Annotated in this window: 18 protein-coding genes; 11 read left to right on the top strand and 7 right to left on the bottom strand. The window is 72.2% G+C overall.

Annotation, left to right across the window (positions count from 1 at the left end):
• The first annotated feature begins 12 nt into the window (after nt 1-12).
• Nucleotides 13-204 carry a ribbon-helix-helix protein, CopG family gene (locus AC0KTA_RS20780; protein WP_481049712.1) on the top strand — a complete coding sequence of 64 codons (192 nt, stop codon included), beginning with the start codon at nt 13-15 and terminating at the stop codon, nt 202-204.
• On the opposite strand, the gene AC0KTA_RS20775 is transcribed toward AC0KTA_RS20780, so the two are convergent.
• Nucleotides 197-1,642 (bottom strand): NCS2 family permease, encoded by a 1,446-nt coding sequence (locus AC0KTA_RS20775; RefSeq protein ID WP_481056504.1) that lies wholly within the window; start codon nt 1,640-1,642, stop codon nt 197-199. The two genes, AC0KTA_RS20780 and AC0KTA_RS20775, sit on opposite strands and share 8 nt — an antisense overlap.
• A gap of 205 nt (nt 1,643-1,847) precedes the next feature.
• Between AC0KTA_RS20775 and AC0KTA_RS20770 the strand changes: the two genes are divergently transcribed.
• Together AC0KTA_RS20770 and AC0KTA_RS20765 are read left to right on the top strand one after the other, a co-directional pair.
• The gene (locus AC0KTA_RS20770) at nt 1,848-2,138 is read left to right on the top strand and encodes a DUF2530 domain-containing protein (protein WP_481049711.1); all 291 of its coding nucleotides are present in this window, start codon (nt 1,848-1,850) and stop codon (nt 2,136-2,138) included.
• Nucleotides 2,139-2,247: 109 nt separating this feature from the next.
• Entirely contained in the window at nt 2,248-4,650 is a 2,403-nt protein-coding gene (locus AC0KTA_RS20765) for an HAD-IC family P-type ATPase (protein WP_481049710.1), read from the top strand.
• 22 nt (nt 4,651-4,672) lie between these two features.
• Here the strand turns inward: AC0KTA_RS20765 and AC0KTA_RS20760 are convergent, their stop codons facing one another.
• The 4 genes from AC0KTA_RS20760 to AC0KTA_RS20745 all read right to left on the bottom strand — a co-directional run bounded on the left by AC0KTA_RS20760 (nt 4,673) and on the right by AC0KTA_RS20745 (nt 11,861).
• Nucleotides 4,673-5,548: a calcium-binding protein gene (locus AC0KTA_RS20760; RefSeq protein WP_481049709.1), complete on the bottom strand. Its 876-nt coding sequence runs from the start codon at nt 5,546-5,548 to the stop codon at nt 4,673-4,675.
• Nucleotides 5,549-5,623: 75 nt separating this feature from the next.
• On the bottom strand, nt 5,624-6,475 hold the full coding sequence (locus tag AC0KTA_RS20755; RefSeq protein ID WP_481049708.1) for a calcium-binding protein: 852 nt from the start codon (nt 6,473-6,475) through the stop codon (nt 5,624-5,626).
• 292 nt (nt 6,476-6,767) lie between these two features.
• Nucleotides 6,768-10,049 (bottom strand): sacsin N-terminal ATP-binding-like domain-containing protein, encoded by a 3,282-nt coding sequence (locus tag AC0KTA_RS20750; protein ID WP_481049707.1) that lies wholly within the window; start codon nt 10,047-10,049, stop codon nt 6,768-6,770.
• A gap of 873 nt (nt 10,050-10,922) precedes the next feature.
• Entirely contained in the window at nt 10,923-11,861 is a 939-nt protein-coding gene (locus tag AC0KTA_RS20745; protein ID WP_481049706.1) for a DUF3027 domain-containing protein, read from the bottom strand.
• A 438-nt stretch (nt 11,862-12,299) separates the two neighbouring features.
• Between AC0KTA_RS20745 and AC0KTA_RS20740 the strand changes: the two genes are divergently transcribed.
• The 4 genes from AC0KTA_RS20740 (at nt 12,300) to AC0KTA_RS20725 (ending at nt 16,004) form a co-directional block, all read left to right on the top strand.
• Nucleotides 12,300-13,709 (top strand): MFS transporter, encoded by a 1,410-nt coding sequence (locus AC0KTA_RS20740; protein WP_481049705.1) that lies wholly within the window; start codon nt 12,300-12,302, stop codon nt 13,707-13,709.
• 222 nt (nt 13,710-13,931) lie between these two features.
• Nucleotides 13,932-14,432, top strand: coding sequence for a DUF2771 domain-containing protein (locus tag AC0KTA_RS20735; RefSeq protein WP_481049704.1), 501 nt, complete (start codon nt 13,932-13,934; stop codon nt 14,430-14,432).
• Complete coding sequence (locus AC0KTA_RS20730) at nt 14,429-15,148, top strand: futalosine hydrolase (protein ID WP_481056503.1); 720 nt, start codon at nt 14,429-14,431, stop codon at nt 15,146-15,148. The genes AC0KTA_RS20735 and AC0KTA_RS20730 overlap by 4 nt, the downstream gene beginning before the upstream one ends.
• A complete protein-coding gene (locus AC0KTA_RS20725) occupies nt 15,141-16,004 on the top strand; it encodes a 1,4-dihydroxy-6-naphtoate synthase (protein WP_481049703.1) in 864 nt (287 codons plus the stop codon). Before AC0KTA_RS20730 ends, AC0KTA_RS20725 begins: the two co-directional genes overlap by 8 nt.
• Nucleotides 16,005-16,258: 254 nt before the next feature.
• Here the strand turns inward: AC0KTA_RS20725 and AC0KTA_RS20720 are convergent, their stop codons facing one another.
• Entirely contained in the window at nt 16,259-16,642 is a 384-nt protein-coding gene (locus AC0KTA_RS20720; protein WP_016642928.1) for a cold-shock protein, read from the bottom strand.
• 208 nt (nt 16,643-16,850) lie between these two features.
• Here AC0KTA_RS20720 and AC0KTA_RS20715 point away from each other — a divergent pair, with 208 nt between their 5' ends.
• Entirely contained in the window at nt 16,851-17,114 is a 264-nt protein-coding gene (locus AC0KTA_RS20715) for a hypothetical protein (protein WP_481049702.1), read from the top strand.
• Here the strand turns inward: AC0KTA_RS20715 and AC0KTA_RS20710 are convergent.
• Complete coding sequence (locus AC0KTA_RS20710) at nt 17,078-17,734, bottom strand: HAD family hydrolase (RefSeq protein ID WP_481049701.1); 657 nt, start codon at nt 17,732-17,734, stop codon at nt 17,078-17,080. The two genes, AC0KTA_RS20715 and AC0KTA_RS20710, sit on opposite strands and share 37 nt — an antisense overlap.
• Nucleotides 17,735-17,860: 126 nt before the next feature.
• Here AC0KTA_RS20710 and AC0KTA_RS20705 point away from each other — a divergent pair, with 126 nt between their 5' ends.
• The 3 genes from AC0KTA_RS20705 to AC0KTA_RS20695 are packed head-to-tail and all read left to right on the top strand — an operon-like array spanning nt 17,861 to nt 20,828.
• Nucleotides 17,861-18,859: a FecCD family ABC transporter permease gene (locus AC0KTA_RS20705; RefSeq protein WP_481049700.1), complete on the top strand. Its 999-nt coding sequence runs from the start codon at nt 17,861-17,863 to the stop codon at nt 18,857-18,859.
• 29 nt (nt 18,860-18,888) lie between these two features.
• Nucleotides 18,889-19,983, top strand: coding sequence for a FecCD family ABC transporter permease (locus AC0KTA_RS20700; RefSeq protein ID WP_481049699.1), 1,095 nt, complete (start codon nt 18,889-18,891; stop codon nt 19,981-19,983).
• Nucleotides 19,980-20,828, top strand: coding sequence for an ABC transporter ATP-binding protein (locus AC0KTA_RS20695; RefSeq protein WP_481049698.1), 849 nt, complete (start codon nt 19,980-19,982; stop codon nt 20,826-20,828). The genes AC0KTA_RS20700 and AC0KTA_RS20695 overlap by 4 nt, the downstream gene beginning before the upstream one ends.
• The last annotated feature ends 2 nt before the right edge of the window (nt 20,829-20,830 follow it).

Genomic DNA, 20,830 nt, shown 5'->3' with positions numbered 1-20,830 from the left:
ACCCTGGCAGACATGGAATCGACCGTGCTCAGCCTGCGGATAGACGTCGCTCTGCTCGACCGGATCCGCCGACATGCCGCCAAACGCGGAATGAGCGTCCAGGACTATGTGGCCCGGACGCTCATCCGTGATGATTTCGACGAACGGTTCGCGACGTCCGTCGAGGAAACAGAGAAGTTCTACGAGGTGGCGGGACCTACGTGAGATCCAGCGCCGGCATCAGGTAGTAGAAGGCGAACACCGCCGACACCACGTACATCGCGATCGGCACCTCGCGCCCACGCCCGGCGGCGAGCCGCAACACGGTGAAGGCGATGAAGCCCATGCCGATGCCGTTCGTGATCGAGTACGTGAACGGCATCATCAGCATCGTCACGAACGCCGGGATCGCGATCGTCCAGTCGCTCCAGTCGATCTGGCCGATCGAGCCGGACAGGATCAGGAAGCCGACCGCGAGCAGCGCGGGCGTGGCCGCCTGCGAGGGCACCATCGTGGCGAGCGGCGTGAGGAAGAGGGCGACGGTGAAGAGCCCGCCGGTGACGACGTTCGCGAAGCCGGTCCGCGCGCCCTCGCCGACGCCCGCCGTGGACTCCACGAAGCAGGTGGTGGCCGACGAGGAGGAGGCGCCGCCCGCGGCGACCGCGATGCCGTCGACGAACAGCACCTTGTTGATGCCCGGCATGTTGCCCTTGTCGTCGGTCAGCCCGGCCTCGTCGCTGATGCCCATGATCGTGCCCATGGCGTCGAAGAAGGTCGAGAGCAGCACGGTGAAGACGAAGAGGGTGCCGGTCAGAATCCCGACCTTGCCGAAGCCGCCGAACAGGCTGATCTCGCCGACGAGCCCGAAGTCCGGGGTCGCGACCGGGTTGCCGGGCCACTCGGGCGTCGTCAGACCCCAGGAGGGCACGTCGGCGACCGCGTGGATGATCATGGCAAGGACGGTCATGGCGACGATGGACAGCAGGATCGCGCCCGGCACCTTGCGCACCAGGAGACTCAGCGTGAGCAGCACGCCGAGGACGAAGACGAGGACCGGCCAGCCGTTGAGGTGTCCGTCGCCGCCGAGCTGCAGCGGCACGGTGGTGTGCGCGGCGTCCGGGATGCGCGAGACGAATCCGGAGTCGACGAGGCCGATGAGCATGATGAACAGGCCGATGCCGATCGCGATGCCCTTGCGCAGCCCCAGCGGCACGGCGCTCATCACGCGCTCCCGCAGCCCGGTGGCCACAAGCAGCATCACCACGAAGCCCGCGAGCACCACCATGCCCATCGCGTCCGGCCAGGACATCCGCGGCGCGAGCTGGAGGGCGACCACGGTGTTCACGCCGAGTCCGGCGGCGAGGGCGATAGGTACGTTGCCGATGACGCCCATGAGCAGCGTGGTGAACGCGGCGGTCAGCACGGTGGCGGTGACCAGCTGCTTGTTGTCGAGCTGGTGACCGTACATGTCCTTGGCGCTGCCGAGGATGATCGGGTTCAGCACGATGATGTAGGCCATCGCGAAGAAGGTGGCGAAGCCGCCTCGGATCTCCCGCGCCAAGGTCGAGCCCCGCTCGGTGATCTTGAAGAAGCCGTCCAGGCCTCCCCGGGGGGAGCTGGGCGGCTGCTTGGCGTCGACCGGGCTGGTGGCCGAGGGGGACATGCGGGACCTCATGACCTGTGTTGAACGGGATGGGCCGGGCTTGCGCGAACTTGTATATTCGTACGAAAGCAACTGGCCATTAAGAAGCTGTTTCAGTATGAATACATGAGCGAGAAATGGCTATCTCCGCGCGTAGAGCCTTGTGGCGCAAGGGGGGACGAGCGTGCGCGCGGGGCCGGAATAGGCCACGTCTAAGCTGTAGGGCATGGCGAAGTGGACCCCCAAGCACGAGGCGCCGGAGCCCCTGGAGGGGCCCGTCGTCGCCACCATCACCGGCGGCACGATCCTCTGGTTCGCCCTCTTCGTCGTGCAGGTGCCGTTCTACGGCTGGTTCGACGACCGCGACCTCACCTGGTGGGTGTGGACGTGCCTCGCGGGCGGCGGCCTCGGACTCATCGGCATCTGGTACGTCCGCAAGCGCGACGCGGCGATCAAGCGGGCGGAGGCAGAGGAGGCGTCGGACGCCGCGCGGACAGAGGCCTCGGGCACCGCGTAGTCCCTCGGCGGTACGGCATACGACCTGAGGGCAAACCCCGTCCTACCGAGGTCGGATCTTTCCGGAACTCAAGGGGTGAACGCCCCACTCCCCCCGTACCGTCGAAGCCATGACGCATATCGACGCGGGCGCCGAGCTGGACCCGGTCCACCCGGTGGCGCCACCGACGGGACGTGCCCTGGGGCTCACGGCGGCGGAGGTCGCCGAGCGGGTCGCCCGCGGCGAGGTCAACGACGTACCCGTCCGCAGCAGCCGGTCCACGACCGAGATCATCCGCGCCAACGTCTTCACGCGCTTCAACGCGATCATCGGCGTGCTCTGGGTGATCATGCTCTTCGTCGCGCCGATCCAGGACAGCCTCTTCGGCTTCGTGATCGTCGCCAACACGGGCATCGGCATCATCCAGGAACTGCGCGCCAAGAAGACCCTCGACGGCCTCGCGGTCATCGGCGAGGCCAAGCCGACGGTGCGGCGCGACGGCGTGGCCGCGGAGATCTCCACGTCCGAGATCGTGCTCGGCGACCTGGTGGAGCTGGGCCCCGGCGACAAGATCGTGGTGGACGGCGAGACGGTCGAGGCCGACAGCCTCGAGGTCGACGAGTCGCTGCTCACCGGTGAGGCCGACCCGGTCCTGAAGAAGCCCGGCGACAAGCTGATGTCGGGCTCGTTCGTGGTCGCGGGCGGCGGCGCGTTCACGGCGACGAAGGTGGGCCGCGAGGCGTACGCGGCGCAGCTCGCGGAGGAGGCGAGCCGCTTCACGCTCGTGCACTCGGAGCTGCGCTCGGGCATCAGCACGATCCTCAAGTACGTGACGTGGCTGATGGTCCCCACCTCCATCGGCCTGATCATCTCCCAACTGGTCGTCAAGGACGACAACTTCAAGGAGTCGATCGCGTACACGGTCGGCGGCATCGTCCCGATGATCCCCGAAGGCCTGGTCCTCCTCACCTCCGTGGCCTTCGCGATCGGCGTCATCCGCCTGGGCCGCAAGCAGTGCCTGGTGCAGGAACTGCCCGCCATCGAGGGCCTCGCGCGCGTGGACACCGTCTGCCTGGACAAGACGGGCACGCTCACCGAGGGCGGCATGGACGTGACGGAGCTGCGTCCGCTGAACGGCTCGGAGGAGACGTACGTACGCAAGGTCCTCGGCGCCCTCGGCGAATCGGACCCGCGCCCGAACGCGTCTCTCCAGGCGATCATCGACGCCTACCCCGACAGCGAGGAGTGGCGCTGCACGGAGTCGCTGCCGTTCTCCTCCGCCCGCAAATACAGCGGCGCGAGCTTCAGCGAGGGCGACGGCGAGAACTCGACGTGGCTGCTCGGCGCGCCGGACGTGCTCCTGCCGTCCGGCGACCTGGCGCTCGACGAGATCGAGCAGCTCAACCACCAGGGCCTGCGCGTCCTGCTGCTCGCCCGCGCGGCCGGCGACCTCGACGCGCCGGACGTGGCGGAGGGCGCCCGCGCCACCGCCCTGGTCGTCCTGGAGCAGCGCCTGCGCCCCGACGCCGCGGACACCCTGCGCTACTTCGAGGAGCAGAACGTCCAGGCGAAGGTCATCTCCGGCGACAACGCGGTGTCCGTCGGCGCGGTCGCGGGCAAGCTGGGCCTGCCCGGCGCGGCGAACACGGTGGACGCGCGGCGACTGCCCGCGGACCGGGCCGAGATGGCCGAGGAGCTGGACGCCAACTCGGTCTTCGGCCGCGTCACTCCGCAGCAGAAGCGGGACATGGTCGGCGCGATGCAGTCCAAGGGGCACACGGTCGCGATGACCGGCGACGGCGTGAACGACGTCCTCGCCCTGAAGGACGCCGACATCGGCGTCTCGATGGGCTCGGGCTCGGAGGCGACGCGAGCGGTGGCCCAGATCGTGTTGTTGAACAACAGCTTCGCGACGCTGCCGTCGGTGGTGGCGGAGGGCCGCCGCGTGATCGGCAACATCACGCGCGTGGCGACCCTGTTCCTGGTGAAGACGGTCTACTCAGTCGTCATCGCCCTACTGGTGGTCTGCTCGCAGGTGGAATACCTCTTCCTCCCCCGCCACCTCACCCTCCTCTCCACCCTCACGATCGGCGTCCCGGCCTTCTTCCTCGCGCTCGCGCCCAACAAGGAAAGGGCCAGACCCCACTTCGTACGAAGGGTCATGCGCTACGCCCTGCCGGGCGGCATCATCGCGGCGGTCGCCACGTTCGCGACGTACCTCCTGGCCCGGCACCACTACATGGGCGAGGGCGCCCGCGAGGCCGAGACCAGCGCCGCGACGCTGACCCTGTTCCTGGTGTCCCTGTGGGTCCTGGCGATCATCGCCCGCCCCTACACCTGGTGGCGGATCGCCCTCGTCGCGGCGATGGCCTTCGGCTTCCTGCTCGTCCTCGTCGTCCCCTGGCTCCAGGACTTCTTCGCCCTGAAGCTGGTGGGGACGACGATGCCGTGGGCGGCGGTGGCGATCGCGGCGGTCGCGGCGGCGGCGATCGAGTTCGCGTTCCGCTGGGTGGACCGCCGCTTCGCCGCCTAGCGCGGCGCTGCGGTTACCGGCTTTACCGTACGTCGACGAAGTCCCCGGCCGAGGTGACGGCCGGGGTCGTGGAGGTCCCCGCGAAGACGTACCGGAAGGTGCCGTCGACCGAGGCCTTCACGGTCGTCTTCAGGTTGCCCTTGCGGTCGGACTTCACCGTCTTGACGGTGGTGTAGGAAGAGGCGCCCTTCTTCTTGAACTGGAGCTTCACGGGCTGCTGGGTGTAGCCCGCGTACTTCTTCGTGTCCCAGTTGGCACGGGTCAGGGCGCCGGAGACGGTGATCGTCCTGCCCTTCTTCACCGGCTCCGGGGAGGCGTTGACCGTCAGGCGGGCGGCGCGCTGGAGGCGGACGGCCGTCTTGAGCTGGGTCTTGATGACGAGGTCCTCGTCCTTGCCGGCCGCGATGCCGTAGACCTTCCAGCCGCCGCCGGCCAGGTGGTTGCGCAGGCCGTTCTTGTCGAGGGACGCCTTCGGGTCGATCGTGACGGGCAGCGAGCAGGTCGACGTCGTCGCGTTCAGCTTCGTGCAGGTGGGCCGGGCGCTGTCCGCGGGGACGAGCATGCCGTCGAGGGAGGACTCGGTGAACTTCTTGCCGTGCCAGAGGAAGCCGCCGCCGAGCCCGATGCCCGCCGGGTCCTTCGCGGTCACGGCGACCGTGATCTTCTTCTTGGCCGTCGTGCCGACGACGATGTTCTTGCCGCCGTTCACGACGACCTTCGTGATCTTGGTGTCGCCGATCTGGACGTCCTCCATCGGCAGCTCGTCCGCGGCGGCGCGCGGAGCGAACAGCGGGGCGTCCGGGGTGCCGGGCCCGTCGACGGCCTGGGCGGCCGGGACGGCGAGGGCGGACAGGGCGAGGGCGCCGGAGACGGCGGCCACGGTGGTGCGGATACGCATGTGTTCCTCAGGTTCAGGTGGTGCGGGGCCCCCTCAAGAAAAAGGGGCCTGAGCGAAGGGGTCCCTTACGGGAGGTCAGCGCACGTCGATCGCGTCGCCCGCCGACGTCACGGCCGGAGTCGTGGACGTACCCGCGAAGACGTAACGGAACGTGCCGTCGACGGAGGCCTTCACGGTCGTCTTCAGGTTGCCCTTGGTGTCCGACTTCACCGTCTTGACGGTGGTGTAGGACGAGGCGCCCTTCTTCTTGAACTGGAGCTTCACGGGCTGCCGGGTGTAGCCCGCGTACTTCTTCGTGTCCCAGTTGGCACGGGTCAGGGCGCCCGAGACCGTGATGGTCTTGCCCTTCTTCACCGGCTCCGGGGAGGCGTTGACCGTCAGGCGGGCGGCGCGCTGGAGGGCCACGCCCGCCTTGAGGCCCGTCTCCCTGATCGACCCGCCATCGTTGTTGCCCACCGCGGCGAAGACCTTCCAGCCATTGCCGGCGTTGATGTTGGCGAGCTTCGCCGGGTCCGCGGTGACGTTGACCGTGCAGGTCTTCGTGGTGTCGTCCACGTCCACGCACGTGGGCTCGAACTCCGCCTCGGTGGCCGGGGCGATGACCCCGGAGGGCGCGTCGTAGTCCGTGCCGTGCCACAGGAAACCGCTCGCGCGGTAAACGCCCACCGGGTCGGTGGCTGTGATGGCGAGCTTGAACTTCTTCTTCGCGGTGGTGCCGATCACGACGCTCTTGCCACCGTTGACGGTGACGTTCGTGACCGTGGTGTCACCCGCGGCGCGCTGCGCGCCGACGGCGTCGGTGGCCTCGGCGACGGAGGCGGACAGCTTGGGGGCAGCCGGCTCGTCACCCGCGTGGGCGGCCGGAACAGCGAGGGCGGACAGAGCCAGAGTGCCGGACAGTGCGGCCACGGTGGCACGGATGCGCATGTGTTTCCCCAGGTGGAGAAGGGGGCCTCGCGGAGCGCGACGCCGTCACGCGAGGCCCCGGTGATCTAGGAGTCTGTTGACTCGGCAGATCAGACCCATGGCTCTGGCCATGGGTTGTACGCAAGGTAAGAAATTTGTGCCCGAAAGCCGGACACGGCGCTCGGGCCGAGGATTATCAGCCCGTCCGGCGATTGAGGACGAGCAGGCCGAAGGCCGCGAGGATCAAGCCCGTCCGGCGTTTGAGGACGAGCCAGGCCGAAGGCCGCGATTCAACGGCGCCGGAATGTTCCGGTCAGTCGAACCACCTGGCCCGCGCCAACTCGCGCGTTCGCGTCGGGTCCTCCAACAGCGCCGCCACCTCGAACCGCCGGGGCCACTGCCGGGCCGCCCAGGCGAGCCCCGCGGCCACGCCCTCCAGGGTGGCGGCGTGCACGACCCCGTCGGGGGTGCGCCGCCACTCCAGGTCGACGCCGTCGACGGTCAGCTCCTCGTACTCCCGGTACGTCGCCGGGGTCCCGGAGCCGAGCAGCACCCGCACGGACTCCGGCACCTCGTGCTCGACCCCGCCCCCGGGGTCGACCTCCGCCGGCACCCGCTCGCTCAGCCGCCGCACCTGGAACAGCTCGGCGAGATCCCCCGCCCGGGACGGCGCGACGGGCAGCAGCGGCACCCCGGACGCGAACGGCAGCAGGTCCGGCGCGTCGGCGACGACCGCGTCCGCCGCGTCGACGACCACGACCTCCCCGTCCACGACCGCCCGCACGTCGTCCGGCAGCGTCACCTGCTCCGGGTCGAGGTCCGCGAGCGCCCCGTACAGCGCGTGCAACCGCGCCGCGGAAACGGTCCGCTCCGGATCCGCGAGCCGGTCGAGCAGCTCTGCCGCCCCGCCCGGCTCCGCGAGGAGCGAGCCCACCGACGTACGCACGCCGAGGGCCCGCAGGACCTGCTCGTCCTCGAAGCCGCTCGCGTCGGCGTCGTCGTACAGACCGTCGAGGAGCGGGTCCCCGCCCACGGCCCGCAGCCCCGCCGGGCGCCGCCCGCCGAGCACCGGGTGCCCGCGCAGCCACCACGCGGTGTACGAGCGCACGCTCTCCGTCGTGCCGTCCGGCAGCAGCACCCGCACCGGCTGCGTGATGGCGTCCCGCAGCGGCGGCCGCGCGAGCATGGCGAGGGCCTCCGGCCAGTGCTCGTCGTCGACGAGATCGAGATCGCGTACGGCGACGAGCTCCGTGGCGACCGGCGGCACCGGCGTGTCCGGCAGCCGGTCGAGGACGTCCTCGCACCACACGTCGACGGCGTCGAGCAGCCCCGCGTCGTCGGGTTCGGCGAAGTCCCCGTCGCGGGGCTCCAGTTCGTCCGGGTCGAGGACGATGTCCGTGGCCCGGACGAGGGCGAAGGTGGCGAGCACCCCGCACGCGGCGAGCGGCTGCTCGCCCCAACGTTCCGCCAACTCGGCGTCCACTCCGGCGAGTTCGCCCTCCCGCATGACGCGGGCGAAGGGGCTGCCGGGCAGCACCAGCTCCCCGGCGGGAGCGAGCTCACCGTCCTCGTCGGTCAGCGCGAGCGCGCCGAGCCACGGCTCGTCGCCGGGCGCGAGATCCGCGTCGCGTACGAGGGTGAGCACCAGGTCGGCCAGTTCCTCGGCGTCCAGTGCCCCTTCGCCGGCGTCGTCGTCGCCGTACCAGCTGTCGTCGTCGAGCGACGCGGCCACCGCGGCCCGCACCTGCGGGGTCGTCAGGACCGCGCGGGGCGTGGCGGGCAGGGCGCCCAGCTTCTCCAGGAGCGGGTGCGCGGCCTCGGCGTGCGCGACCTTCAGGCCGAGCCGGGCGAGGGCGGCGGGGGCGGCGGCGGTGCGGTCGCCGGGGGCGGCGCCGCCGAGCGCGGTGCCTTCGCCGGGGGCGGGCAGCAGGACTTGGCGCGGGCCGATCGTCGTACGCCCGTTCGCGAGCGGCACGGGCAGGCCGGAGAGGCGGTCGGGGTCGACGCCGGCGAGGGTGTCGTACAGCCGCCGCCACCAGGACGGTTCGCGCTCCAGCCCCGCCAGCCGGTCGATCGCCTCGGTCAGCGGGACGCGGGCGACGCCGAGCGTGCGCAGTTCGCCGCGCCGCTCCAGGCCCGCGGGCAGCAGGCTCGGCAGCACCTCGGCGAGCACGCGCACGGTGTCGGCGCCCGCGCCCTCGACGACCTCCGCGTCGCGCGGGCGCAGGGCCTCGGGGGCCTCGGCGTCGGACCACTCGTCGGAGTGATCGTCCCGCGCGGGTGGCGACACGGCCGGGGGCAGGAACTCGGTGCGCGGCAGCCGGTCGAGGACGGCCTGGCGCAGCGCCCCGTCCAGTGCGCTCTTGCCGAGCGGGCCCGGTACGAGGCCGATGACGCCCTCGGTCACCGGACGCCAGGCGGCGAGGAGTTCGGCGTACGCGTCCGCCGCGCGCTCCACCAGGAAGTCCGTGAGCGGACCCGGCGCGGCGTGCCGGCGGCTGGTGTCCAGCGGGAAGGAGGCGATGAGCAGGGCGGGGACGCCGAGGGGCTCGTCGCTGGGGGTGGGCGCGTGCACGACGGCGCTGGTACGGGGCCGCTCGGGGGCGCCGTCGGGGCCCGCGGGCACGGCCCAGGTCAGATGCCAGTAGGGGCGCTGCCGCTCCTCGACGGGCCGGTCGGCGAGCAGCTCGGCGGCGAGGGTGCCGTGATCGCTGACGGTGCGCCAGCGAGTCGTACCCTCGCGGCTGTCCTCGATGACGGTGTACGGGCCTTCGGCCGCGCGGCGCAGGGTGCGGCGGGCGCCGTCCGGGGTGCTGACGGTGACCTCGGCGAGGCCGGGCAGGGCGAGCAGCAGGGCGTCGTCGACGCCGTCCAGGAGGCGGGCCACCAGGTCCTCGGCGGCGGCGTCGCGCAGCGGCAGGATGACGACGGTGTCGTAGCCGTCCGGAGCGGTGCCCTCCGCGGGCAGCGGGAGGCGCAGCAGGGGTACGTGGCCCTCGCGGCGGCGGATCTCGTCGCCGAGGCCGGGGCTGAACCTGGCCGTCTCGGCGGCCAGTTCGCGGGCCTCCGGCAGCGACCAGCGGACGCCGCCGGTGCGGCCGACGACGGCGGGTTCGTCGGAGACGGCGAGGACGGCGGCGAAGCCTACGCCGAAGCGGCCGGTCGTCCGCCTTGCGGCGGGGTCCTCTTGGGTGCCGGTGTCCGGCTGCCCGTGGGACGGGCGGTGCTCCTGCGCCGGGCGGTCCAGGCGATCATCGCGGTCCTCCCGCTTCGCGGAGGCCCGCAGGGTGGAGAGGGACTCGACGCCCGTCGCGTCGAGGGGGGCGCCGGTGTTCGCGGCGGCCAGGACGCCGCCCTGGAGGGTGAGGGCCAGGCGGCCCGGTACGCCCGCTCGGGCCGCGGCGTCGGAGGCGTTCTGGGCGAGTTCGACGACCAGGCGGTCGCGGTAGCCGCCGAGCGCGAGGTCCTCCTCGGCGTTGGCGTCCTCCCGGAAGCGGGCCGGGCTCGCCGCCCAGGCCTCCAGGACTGAGCGGCGCAGGCGGGCGGTGCCGAACGGGTCGGTGCCCTCGTCGGCCGGCCGCACGGACTTGCTCACTGTGGTCGCTCTCCCTCTGCCCTGCCTTGCGGCGCTGGTGGGTCCGGTCGGGGGCGACCGTATCGCGTCCGGCGCGGGGGTGGATTTCCGGTGCGGGCCGGCGGGGGTTTTTCGCCGCGCTGCCGCGCGGCGGGCCTCCCACCCGCCCCCCCGTTCACCCCCCACATCAGGGTGCACGGGCTTCGCGTGCGACCCGGTGGGTACTTTCCGCCGCGCTGCGCGCGGCGATGCCCCCACCCGCCCACCCGTTTACTGTCGGACGAAAAGCCCGACGCCGCGGCAACCGCCGCCCGGGGTGCGGGCACCACGGCGGCTCTCCGCCGGTGGGTGGGCAGTAAGCCGGGGGGCGGGCAGTAATGGGCGGGGGGGCAGCCACGGATGGGCGGGAAGCCACGGGTGGGCGGGCAGGCAGCCATGGGCACAGGCAGCCACGGGTGGCGGGCAGTCACGGGTGGGCGGGCAGCCACGGATGGGCGGGCAGGCAGCCACGGATGGGCGGGCAGGCAGCCATGGGTGGGCGGGCAGGCAGCCATGGGCACAGGCAGCCATGGGTGGGCGGGCAGGCAGCCATGGGCACAGGCAGCCATGGGTGGGCGGGCAGGCAGCCATGGGCACAGGCAGCCACGGGTGGCGGGCAGTCACGGGTGGGCGGGTGGGAGAACACCCCGCGCGAAGCGCGGGGACACCACCCACCGGCCCGCACGCGAAGCCCGTGCGCCTCAACGTTGGGGGTAAACGGGTGGGCGGGTGGGGCAGGCCGCCGCGCGAAGCGCGGCGGAAACCACCCACCGGCCAGCACGCGAAGCCCCCGAGCCTGTTGTTGGGAGTCACGGGTGGGCGGGTGGGAGGCCCGCACCCGGAGAACCGCAGAGGCTAGGAGTGGCCCAGGTCCTCGCCCGCCCCGGCGGGGGGCACGGACCCGGAGTCAGGGGCCGGGCGCAGGGGCAGGACGTCGACCTTGGTCTCGTCGAGGACCGGCGGAGCCGGGCGGGGCGGCTTCGGCATGACGGCGGCCTCGGAGTGCCCCCCGCAGCCGTACGCAAGCGACACCACATGCCCGTCCGCAGGACCGAACTCATTGCCGCAGATACCGAACGCCTGCCCGAGCGACCCCCCGATGGGCACGAGGAACCCACAGCTCACACACGGCGCGGGCGCGGCCTGCGCCATGGGGGTCTTGGGGCCGTACCCCTCCTCCCAGCGGTCGGCCGCGGTGTGCAGCCCGTACCGCGACAGGACCCGGGCCCGGCGCAGCCCGAGCTCGTCGGCGATGGACGCCAGCGACCCGCGCGCGGGCGCCACGGTGAGCTCGGCGGGCGGCCCGGCGGTGACCTCCGCGTCCTCCGCCTCGACGCGCTCGGCCATCTCCTCGGAGAGGATGGAATTCGGCGGCGGCTCGTCCTCGCCGGAGTAACCGGGCTCCAGACGCAGATCCTCGGCGTCCGTGGGCAGCAGGTCGCCGGGGCCCATGTCGCCGGGGCGCAGCCGCTCGCTCCAGGGCACCCACTCCGGGGCGAGGAGGGCGTCCGGCCCCGGCAGCAGCACCGTCTCGTCGAGGGTGACGACCTTCGCGCGGGAGGCGCGGGCCACGGTCACCGCCCAGCGCCAGCCGCGGTACCCCGGCTCCTTGCACTCGAAGAGATGCGTGACGACGCGGTCACCCTCCACGACGACCTCGACGTGCTCACCGACCACGCCCGGCGCGGCGGCCTCCTCGGCGGCGGCGCGGGCCAGGCCGACCGCCTCGGCGCAGAGACGGTCGGGGGTACGCGGGGTGCGCTGGGTACGGCTTCGCGTTGTCGCTGCGCTCACAGGTATCGCTTCTCTCCTACGCCGTCTCACGAGTGCGCCACCCTTACGCGGGGGCACGGACGGAGCGGACCAGTGGGCCGCGTCGACGTCCGCGCCCGACGTCTTCGGGCGCACCTACGCCATCCATTCTGCGGGATGGCCGTGAGGCGCGCGGCCGAGGACAACCGCCGCAGGCGCGTTACGCACGCTACCTTCTCCTGGCCCCTGGGCCCACACCGGCGTACCGGGCCCGTCTGGGGGCTGCGCCCCCTCTCCCCCGCTTTTCGGCGCTTCGCGCCTCGCCCTCAAACGCCGGGCGGGCTTTTTCCCCACCCACCCGCCCTTCCTGGGGCTCCGCCCCAGACCCCGCTCCTCAAACGCCGGAGGGGCTGAAACTTCCGCACCCGCTCGGCGGGCGCAGTACCGCTACTTCACCCCCGAAAGGGGCACTATGACTGCGTGACTGGCCTCAGGTCGGAGTCTCGGCGGCCGGGCGAACCGGGTCCGGCATCCCGGTTCGCCCGGGCGCTGGGCCGCGCCCTGCACCTGCCGTTCACCGGCACGGCACGAGGCATCCGCAAGGCGACCCACGCCCACGGAGCGGGCGAGTCGGGCCTGGGCAAGCTGATCGAGCTGCACGCCGTGAACGGCGCGGGCGACGTGATGATCACGATCGCGCTGGCGTCGACGGTGTTCTTCTCCGTACCGACGGATGAAGCGCGAGGCCGCGTCGCGCTGTATCTGGCGATCACGATGGCCCCGTTCACGCTGCTCGCCCCCGTCATCGGCCCCCTCCTGGACCGCCTCCCGCACGGCCGCCGCGCCGCGATGGCGGGCGCGATGCTGGCACGGGCCCTGCTCGCCCTGACCCTTTCGGGTGCCGTCGTCAGCGGCGGCCTGGAGCTGTATCCGGCCGCGCTGGGCGTCCTGGTGGCGTCGAAGGCGTACGGAGTCGTGCGCAGCGCGGTCGTACCCCGCCTGCTGCCACCGGCCTTCTCGCTGGTGAAGGCGAACTCGCGGGTGACCCTCAGCGGGCTGCTCGCCACCGGCGTCGCGGCGCCCGTCGGCGCGGGGCTGCAGGCGCTCGGGGCGCGCTGGCCGCTGTACGGGGCGTGCGCGCTGTTCATCGCGGGCACCGTGCTGTCCTTCACGCTGCCCCCAAAGGTGGACTCGGCCAAGGGCGAGGCGAAGGCGCTGCTCGCCGCCGACGAGGAGCATCTGCACCTGGTGTCCGCCCGGGACCGCGAGGACACCTCCCGCAGGCGGCGCCTCGCGCTGCGTACGGTCGGGCCCGCCGTGACCCACGGCCTCACCGTCAACGCCGCGCAGCGCGCGCTCTCCGGCTTCCTGATCTTCTTCCTCGCCTTCCTGCTGCGCGAGCATCCGCTCGGCGGGCAGAGCGCGGCGGTGTCGCTCGGCATAGTGGGCGTGGCGGCGGGCGTGGGCAACGCTCTGGGCACGGCGGTCGGGGCGTGGCTGAAGGCGCGGGCGCCGGAGCTGATCATCGTGACGGTGGTCGCGGTCGTGCTCGGGGTCGCGGTGTGCGCGGCGCTGTTCTTCGGGCCGGTCGGGATCTCCTCGCTCGCGGCGGTCGCGGGCTTCGCGCAGGCGCTGTCGAAGCTGTCGCTGGACGCGATGATCCAGCGGGACGTGCCGGAGAGCGTGCGGACGTCGGCGTTCGCGCGCTCGGAGACGCTGCTGCAGATGGCGTGGGTGGTGGGGGGCGGTGTCGGCATCGCGCTGCCGCTCAACGGGACGCTCGGGCTTTCCGTCGCGGCGGCGATTGTTGCCGTGGGCTGGCTGCCCACGGTCAAGGGCCTCCTCGCGGCGTCCCGCCGAGGCGGCCTGCCCCGTACCCGGGTGGTCTGACCTCGCCCCGGGGCGCCGGGAGCCGTCCGACCTCGCCCCGTAAGGGGCGCGGGGAACTGCGCGCTCAGCGCGCGAAAGGCCGCAGACGCGTCTGCCGAGTAACTGTGCAGACGCGTCTGCGGATCTTCTTGGGCTGGTCGCGCAGTTCCCCGCGCCCCTACGGGGCGCGGCACGCCGCACCCACCTGGCAGACCTCACCCCCGCGCCCGATAGCCTTCCGCCATGACCTCCCTGGTACACCGCTCGGCGCGTCGCCGCCGCACCGTCGCCGCCCTCGGCGCCGTCTCCGCCGGACTTCTCGTCCTGTCGGCCTGTGACAAGCCGACGCCGCTGGCCACCGTGACGGTCGGCAGCAAGTCCGTGCACTCCGAGGCGTCCTGCTACAACGACGGCAACGAACTGAAGCAGTCCGCGGTCGAGAAGTGTCTGAAGGACCTGAAGGACGTCAAGTCCATCACCGTCGACCCGGACGAGAAGGTCCGCTTCGGCGTCGACCCGGAGATCGCCGACAAGGGCTGGACGCTACTGATGAACGGTCAGCCGCTGACGGAGGCCAGCAAGAAGACGTACGTCGTCATCCCGGGCAGCGTGTTCTTCAACCAGCAGTACGGGGGCGGCGGCAAGTCGACCACGGTCAGCCTGCTCGAGGGCGGCAAGGCCGAGGGCGGCGCGAAGGCCACCGGCCTGTGGTCGTTCAAGCTCAAGAAGGACTCGGACGCCTGACCGGGACCGCTCCACGGACCCGGCCCCCGGGCCCGCGCGTCCTGATCGCCACCGCGGTCCCCGCCGAACGGGACGCGGTGGCGTCCGGCCTGTCCGGGGCCGCCGCCCCCGGCGGTGAGCCCGCACGCGCCGTCGACGTGCTCGTCGTCGGCGTCGGCCCCGCCGCCGCTGCCGCCGCCACCGCGCACGCGCTCGCCGTCGCCGTCGCGGACGGCGACCCGTACGACCTGGTGGTCTCCGCCGGGATCGGCGGCGGCTTCCGGCCCGCCGCGCCGCTGGGCTCGCTCGTCGTCGCTGACGCGATCACCGTCGCCGACCTGGGCGCCGAGACGCCCGACGGCTTCCTGCCCGTCACCGAGCTCGGCTTCGGCCGGGTCACCCACGAACCCCCGCCCGCGCTCGTGGGCGCGCTGGCCGCCGCGACGGGCGCCGCGGCCGGCACCGTCCTGACCGTCTCCACCGTGACCGGCACCGCCGAGCGCGCCGCCGCGCTGCTCGCCCGCCACCCGCGGGCCCTCGCCGAGGCGATGGAGGGCTTCGGCGTCGCCGAGGCCGCCGCCGCGCACGGCCTGCCCGTCCTCGAGGTCCGCGCGGTGTCCAACGCGGTGGGCCCGCGCGACCGCGCCGCCTGGCGCATCGGGGACGCCCTCGCCGCGCTGACCGAGGCGTTCGGGAAGTTCACGCCCGTACTGGAGAGTTGGAACAGGCATGACTGAATTCCCGGACCGGCCCCTGAAGATCGCGTACTCGCCCTGCCCGAACGACACGTTCGTCTTCGACGCCTGGGCGCACGGGCGCGTGCCGGGCGCGCCCGAGCTGGACGTGACCTTCGCGGACATCGACATCACCAACGGCATCGCGGAGTCCGCATCGGCCGAGTACGACGTGCTGAAGGTGTCGTACGCCGTTCTTCCTTACGTCCTCGACGAGTACGCCCTGCTGCCCTGCGGCGGCGCCCTCGGGCGGGGGTGCGGGCCGCTGGTGCTCACCCGGGAGGCCGGGGTCGACCTCTCCGGCAAGACGGTCGCCGTGCCCAGCGAGAAGTCGACCGCCTACCTGCTGTTCCGGCTCTGGGCCGCCGATGTGCTCGCCGGTGACGTCGGCGAGATCGTGGTGCTGCCGTTCGACCAGATCATGCCCGCGGTGCGGGACGGGAAGGTCGATGCCGGGCTCGTCATCCACGAGGCGCGGTTCACGTACCGGAACTACGGGTTGCACAAGCTCGCCGACATGGGGGAGCACTGGGAGGCGACGACCCGGTTGCCCATTCCGCTCGGGGCGATCATTGCTCGGCGAGCGTTGGGGGACGACGTGCTGCGTGGGCTTGCCGATGCCGCCCGCACTTCCGTGCGGATGGCCTGGGACGATCCCGAGGCCTCCCGGCCCTATGTCCTCGAGCACGCCCAGGAGATGGATCCGGCCGTCGCCGATCAGCACATCGGTCTGTACGTGAACGAGTTCACCGCGGACCTCGGCGAGGACGGCTACGCCGCAGTCCGCGGCCTCCTCACCCGAGCCGCGGCCGAGGGCCTCGTCCCGGCCCTACGCCCGGGGGCGCTGGCGTTTCCGTGAGGGTGGGGGCCCTGCCGGGGGCACCCCAACCCCACCCCTTCCCGTAACTGGGGCTCCGCCCCAGACCCCGCTCCTCAAACGCCGGAGGGGCTATTTTTTCCCCGCCCACGCCCGAAGGGCGCTGTCCCACCCACCCACCCCACTCCGCCCGAAGGGCGAATAAGGGCGGGCGGGTGGGGGATAGCCCGTCCGGCGATTGAGGACGAGGCCGTTCAGGCCGATCGGGGGTCCAGGGGGCGGAGCCCCCTCGGGGTTCACACGTCGAGCTGGTCCGCCACTGCGCGCAGCAGGCCTGCGATCTTGGCGCCGGACGCCTTGTCCGGGTAGCGCCCCTTCTCCAGCATGGGGGTGATGTTCTCGAGGAGTGTCGTCAGATCCTGGACGATGGACGCCAGTTCGTCCGGCTTGCGCCGCTGGGCCGCCGCGACGGACGGAGTGGGGTCGAGGAGTGTCACCGAAAGAGCCTGGTCCCCGCGCTGCCCCGCGACCACGCCGAATTCCACGCGCTGGCCGGGCTTGAGTGTGTCGACACCTGCGGGCAGTACGGAGGAATGCACGAAGACGTCACCGCCGTCGTCGCGGGAGAGAAAGCCAAAGCCCTTCTCGCTGTTGAACCACTTGACCTTGCCGGTAGGCACGTGAAGTCCTCGTCCTCGTACTCGTCGTCGTACTCGTCTGTGCCGCGACGCGTTCCGGCGGACTGTCTGTCCCGTCCGCCGGGCGTAAACGGCTCTGGATAGCAGTACAGCGGGTCGCCCGACCCGCCGGCATCAAGACTATTGGTCCCGGGGCCGGTGACAAGACGTCCCCGGTTTCTTCCTACGCGCTGGGAACTACCCTGGTCCGGTGCGTGACAAAACCCAAGCGAATTCCAGCGGACCGGGCGACGGGCTCGTCCGGATTGGCGCGATCGTTTTCTTCGTCGGCGCCGTGGCCACTCTGGTCACGGTGGCCCCGCTGTTCCTCGGCGGCGACCCTTTCCCGTCCCTCGCGTATGCCGTGTGCATGCTGATGGGCGTGGGTTTCCTCATCGCGGGCGCGGGCGTGCTGCGGGGAATCGCGGTGCAGCGCCGTCAGGCCAAGTCGGCCGCGGGACCCTCGGCCACATAGGCCGAAAGCCACGCCGGAAACCGGCTCAGATCGTCCAGTACGACATCGGCGCCCGCCGCGCGCAGTTCGGCTGCGTCGCACGGCCCGGTCGCCACCGCCACGGACAGCGCGCCCGCCGTACGCGCGCCGCGTACGTCGCCGGTGTGGTCGCCGACGTACACCGAAGCCCCGTACTCGCGCAGGGCCCCTGCCTTCTGCTCCGCCCACAGGTCGCCGACGACGGCGTCCGCGTCGATCGCCAGGTGCTTCAGGTGGAGCTTGGCGTTCGGCTCGAACTTGGCGGTGACGACTATCGCGCGCCCGCCCGCCGCGTGCACCGCGTCGACGGCCTCGCGGGCGCCGGGCAGCGCGGGCGTAGCAGTGATCGCGTATGTGGGATACATCTCACGGTAGAGCGTGGCCATGGGAGCGATCTGTTCGGCCGGAAACCAGTGCTTCAGTTCCTGCTCCAGGGGCGGGCCGAGCCGGGTGATCGCCAGGTCCGCGTCGATGTACGTGCCCGTGCGCTCCGAAAGCTCCAGGTAACAGGCGCGGATGCCGGGCCGGGAGTCGATCAGTGTCATGTCGAGGTCGAAGCCGACGGTGAGTGCGGCGGGGGCCCGGTCAGTCCGTGAGGTCATGCGCCCATTGTGCCGAGGGCCCGCGGGCCCCGAAGCGGGGGCCAGGAGCCCCTTACACTTAGCCAAGCCTTACTAACCGCTGCTCCCCGGCCCGCCGTCCCCGAACTGCGAAACGAGCCTCCATCGATGCGTGTGTCCGTCAGACGCGCGGTCGCGATGACGGCGGCCGTCGTGGCCCTGTTGCTCGCGGTCCTGTTCAGCCTCGCCGTCGGCGCCCGCGCGATCGCGCCGTCCGCGGTGTTCGACGCCCTGCTGCACGGCGGGCACAGCGACGCCGCCGAAGTCGTCCGGCAGATGCGGGTGCCGCGCACCGTCATCGGCCTGATGGTCGGCGCCGCGCTCGCCGTCGCGGGCACCGCCCTGCAGGGCATCACCCGCAACCCCATCGCCGACCCCGGCATCCTCGGCATCAGCCAGGGCGCCTCGGTCGGCGTCGTGCTCGCCATCGCGTACGCGGGCGTGCACACGCTCACCGGCTACGTCTGGTTCGCCTTCGCCGGCGCGGGCATCGCCTCCGTCGCGGTGTACGCCATCGCCAGCAGCGGGCGGGGCGGGGCGACCCCGGTCAAGCTCGCCCTCGGCGGCGCCGCCATCAACGCCCTGCTCGTCTCCGTCACCACCGCCGTCCTCACCACCAGGGCCTCCGCCCTGGACGAGTTCCGCTTCTGGCAGGTCGGCTCGCTGTCCGGCCGCGACGCCGAGATCGCCACCCAGGTCTGGCCGTTCCTCCTCGTGGGCCTCGTCCTCGTCCTCGCCGTCGCGCGCGGCCTCGACGCCCTTGCCCTCGGCGAGGACGTGGCGAAGGGGCTCGGGCAGAAGGTCGCGGTGGTACGGATCGTGGGCGGGCTCGGCGCCACCGTCCTCACCGCCGTGGGCGTCGCCGCGGCCGGGCCCATCGCGTTCATCGGCCTCGCCGTCCCGCACATCGCCCGCGCGATCGTCGGCAGCGACCACCGCTGGGTCCTCCCCCTCGCGGCCCTCCTGGGCCCGATCATGCTCCTCGTCTCCGACACGATCGGCCGCATCATCTTTCCCCCGAGCGAAGTCCCCGCGGGCGTCATGACCGCCCTCATCGGGGTGCCTTTCTTGGTGACCCTGGTCCGCAGGAAGGCGGTCGCCGCGTGACCCATACCCGTTTTGGGCAGGCGTTCCGCATGGCGGAACGGGTGGGCAAAACCCCCGGTTCCGGCCAGCCGATACGTGTGCGCCCAGCCGGTTACGGCGTACTCCGCTTCCGGCAGGCGAACTTTCTCGTGCACCGCCGCTCCGGCGTGGTCACGGCCTGCCTGGCCGTGCTCCTCGCGGCCGCCTGCCTGGCGTACCTCTGCATGGGCGAGACCTTCGTACAGCCAATCGAAGCCCTGAAGGTCGTCTTCGGGCAGCCGTCCCCCGACGAGCTGGTCGTGGGCACGCTGCGCGAACCCCGCATGACGGTGGGCCTCCTGGTCGGCGCGGCCTTCGGCGTCGCGGGCGCCCTCATCCAGACGGTCGCCCGCAACCCCCTGGCCAGCCCGGACATCATCGGCATCAGCCAGGGCGCGAGCGCCCTGACGGTGGGCGCGATGACGTTCGGCCTCACGTCGTACACCGTCCTCCCGTACCTCTCCGTGGCAGGCGGCATCCTCGCCGCCCTCCTGGTGTACGTGTTCGCGTGGCGAGGCGGCCTGCACGCCACCCGCTTCGTCCTCATCGGCATCGGCTTCGCGATCGCACTCCGCTCGGTCACGACGCTGTTCATGACGAAGGGCGACTACCTCGTCGCCCAGCAGGCGCAGATCTGGATGACGGGCAGCCTGAACGGCCGCGGCTGGGCGGAGGCGGAACCCCTCGCCCTGACCCTCCTGGTCCTGCTCCCCTGCGTGGCCTGGGCGGCCCGGGCCCAGCGCACGGTGTCGATGGACGACGACACGGCGATCGCGCTCGGCGTACGCCTGGGCCGCGTCCGCTTCGGCCTCGTCCTGCTCGGCGTCGTCCTCGCCTCCGTGGCGACCGGCGCCGCGGGCCCCGTCGACTTCGTGGCACTGCTCGCCCCGCAGATCGCCCGCCGTCTCACCCGTACCGCGCAGATACCGCTGCTGAGTTCGGCGCTGCTCGGCGCGATCGTCGTCGTACTCGCCGATCTGCTCGCGCGGAAGCTGTTCGCGCCGACCGAGCTGCCGGTGGGCGTCCTAACGGCGGCCGTCGGAGCCCCGTACCTGATCTGGCTCATCATCCGGAGCCGCACCGTCCGCAATGGAGGCACCGCGTGACCGCCCCCGCCACCACCGACGCCGCCCCCGCGGGCGACGCCCGCCTCGCGGCCCGCGAGCTGACCCTCGCGTACGAGGACCGCACGGTCGTGCACGACCTGGACCTCGCGGTCCCCGACGGCAAGGTCACGGTCATCGTCGGCCCGAACGCCTGCGGCAAGTCCACGACCCTGCGCGCCCTCGGCCGGCTCCTGAAGCCCAGGGGCGGGGCCGTCCTGCTCGACGGCGAGGCCCTCGCCAAGCTGCCGACGCGGCGCATCGCCCAGCAGATCGGACTGCTCCCGCAGACGCCCGTCGCCCCCGAGGCGATCACCGTCGCGGACCTCGTGGCGCGCGGCCGCCAGCCGCACCAGCGCTGGTGGCAGCAGTGGTCCGACGCCGACGAGACGGCGGTCACCGAGGCGATGGAGCGCACCGACGTCGCCGAGCTCGCCGAGCGGTCCGTGGACGAGCTGTCGGGCGGGCAGCGGCAGCGCGTGTGGATCGCGATGGCCCTCGCGCAGGAGACGGAACTGCTGCTCCTGGACGAGCCCACGACCTACTTGGACATTTCCCACCAGGTCGAAGTCCTCGATCTGGTACGGCAGTTGAACCATGACCGGGGCCGCACGGTCGTGGTCGTCCTGCACGACCTGAACCAGGCCGCCCGGTACGCCGACCACCTCGTCGCCATGAAGGAGGGGCGCCTCGTCGCCGGGGGGACGCCCGCGGAGGTCGTCACCGAGGAGCTCGTACGAGACGTCTTCGGCCTGGAGTGCGTGGTGGTCCCCGATCCGGTGACGGGGTCACCGCTGGTGGTGCCCGGCGCACCTTGGCGGCCCGCGCCGCCCGCCGACCAGAAGTAGTC

The organism is Streptomyces sp. Y309 (assembly GCF_056712025.1).
This window is presented reverse-complemented; position numbering and strand designations above follow the sequence as displayed.

Bases quoted from the DNA above. Each gene is read 5' to 3' on its own strand.
- AC0KTA_RS20780 (WP_481049712.1), top strand. From the start codon at position 13: ATGGAATCGACCGTGCTCAGCCTGCGGATAGACGTCGCTCTGCTCGAC.
- AC0KTA_RS20775 (WP_481056504.1), bottom strand. From the start codon at position 1,642: ATGTCCCCCTCGGCCACCAGCCCGGTCGACGCCAAGCAGCCGCCCAGC.
- AC0KTA_RS20735 (WP_481049704.1), top strand. From the start codon at position 13,932: ATGACCTCCCTGGTACACCGCTCGGCGCGTCGCCGCCGCACCGTCGCC.
- AC0KTA_RS20700 (WP_481049699.1), top strand. From the start codon at position 18,889: ATGGCGGAACGGGTGGGCAAAACCCCCGGTTCCGGCCAGCCGATACGT.
- AC0KTA_RS20725 (WP_481049703.1), top strand. From the start codon at position 15,141: ATGACTGAATTCCCGGACCGGCCCCTGAAGATCGCGTACTCGCCCTGC.
- AC0KTA_RS20755 (WP_481049708.1), bottom strand. From the start codon at position 6,475: ATGCGCATCCGTGCCACCGTGGCCGCACTGTCCGGCACTCTGGCTCTG.
- AC0KTA_RS20705 (WP_481049700.1), top strand. From the start codon at position 17,861: ATGCGTGTGTCCGTCAGACGCGCGGTCGCGATGACGGCGGCCGTCGTG.
- AC0KTA_RS20770 (WP_481049711.1), top strand. From the start codon at position 1,848: ATGGCGAAGTGGACCCCCAAGCACGAGGCGCCGGAGCCCCTGGAGGGG.
- AC0KTA_RS20710 (WP_481049701.1), bottom strand. From the start codon at position 17,734: ATGACCTCACGGACTGACCGGGCCCCCGCCGCACTCACCGTCGGCTTC.
- AC0KTA_RS20760 (WP_481049709.1), bottom strand. From the start codon at position 5,548: ATGCGTATCCGCACCACCGTGGCCGCCGTCTCCGGCGCCCTCGCCCTG.
- AC0KTA_RS20765 (WP_481049710.1), top strand. From the start codon at position 2,248: ATGACGCATATCGACGCGGGCGCCGAGCTGGACCCGGTCCACCCGGTG.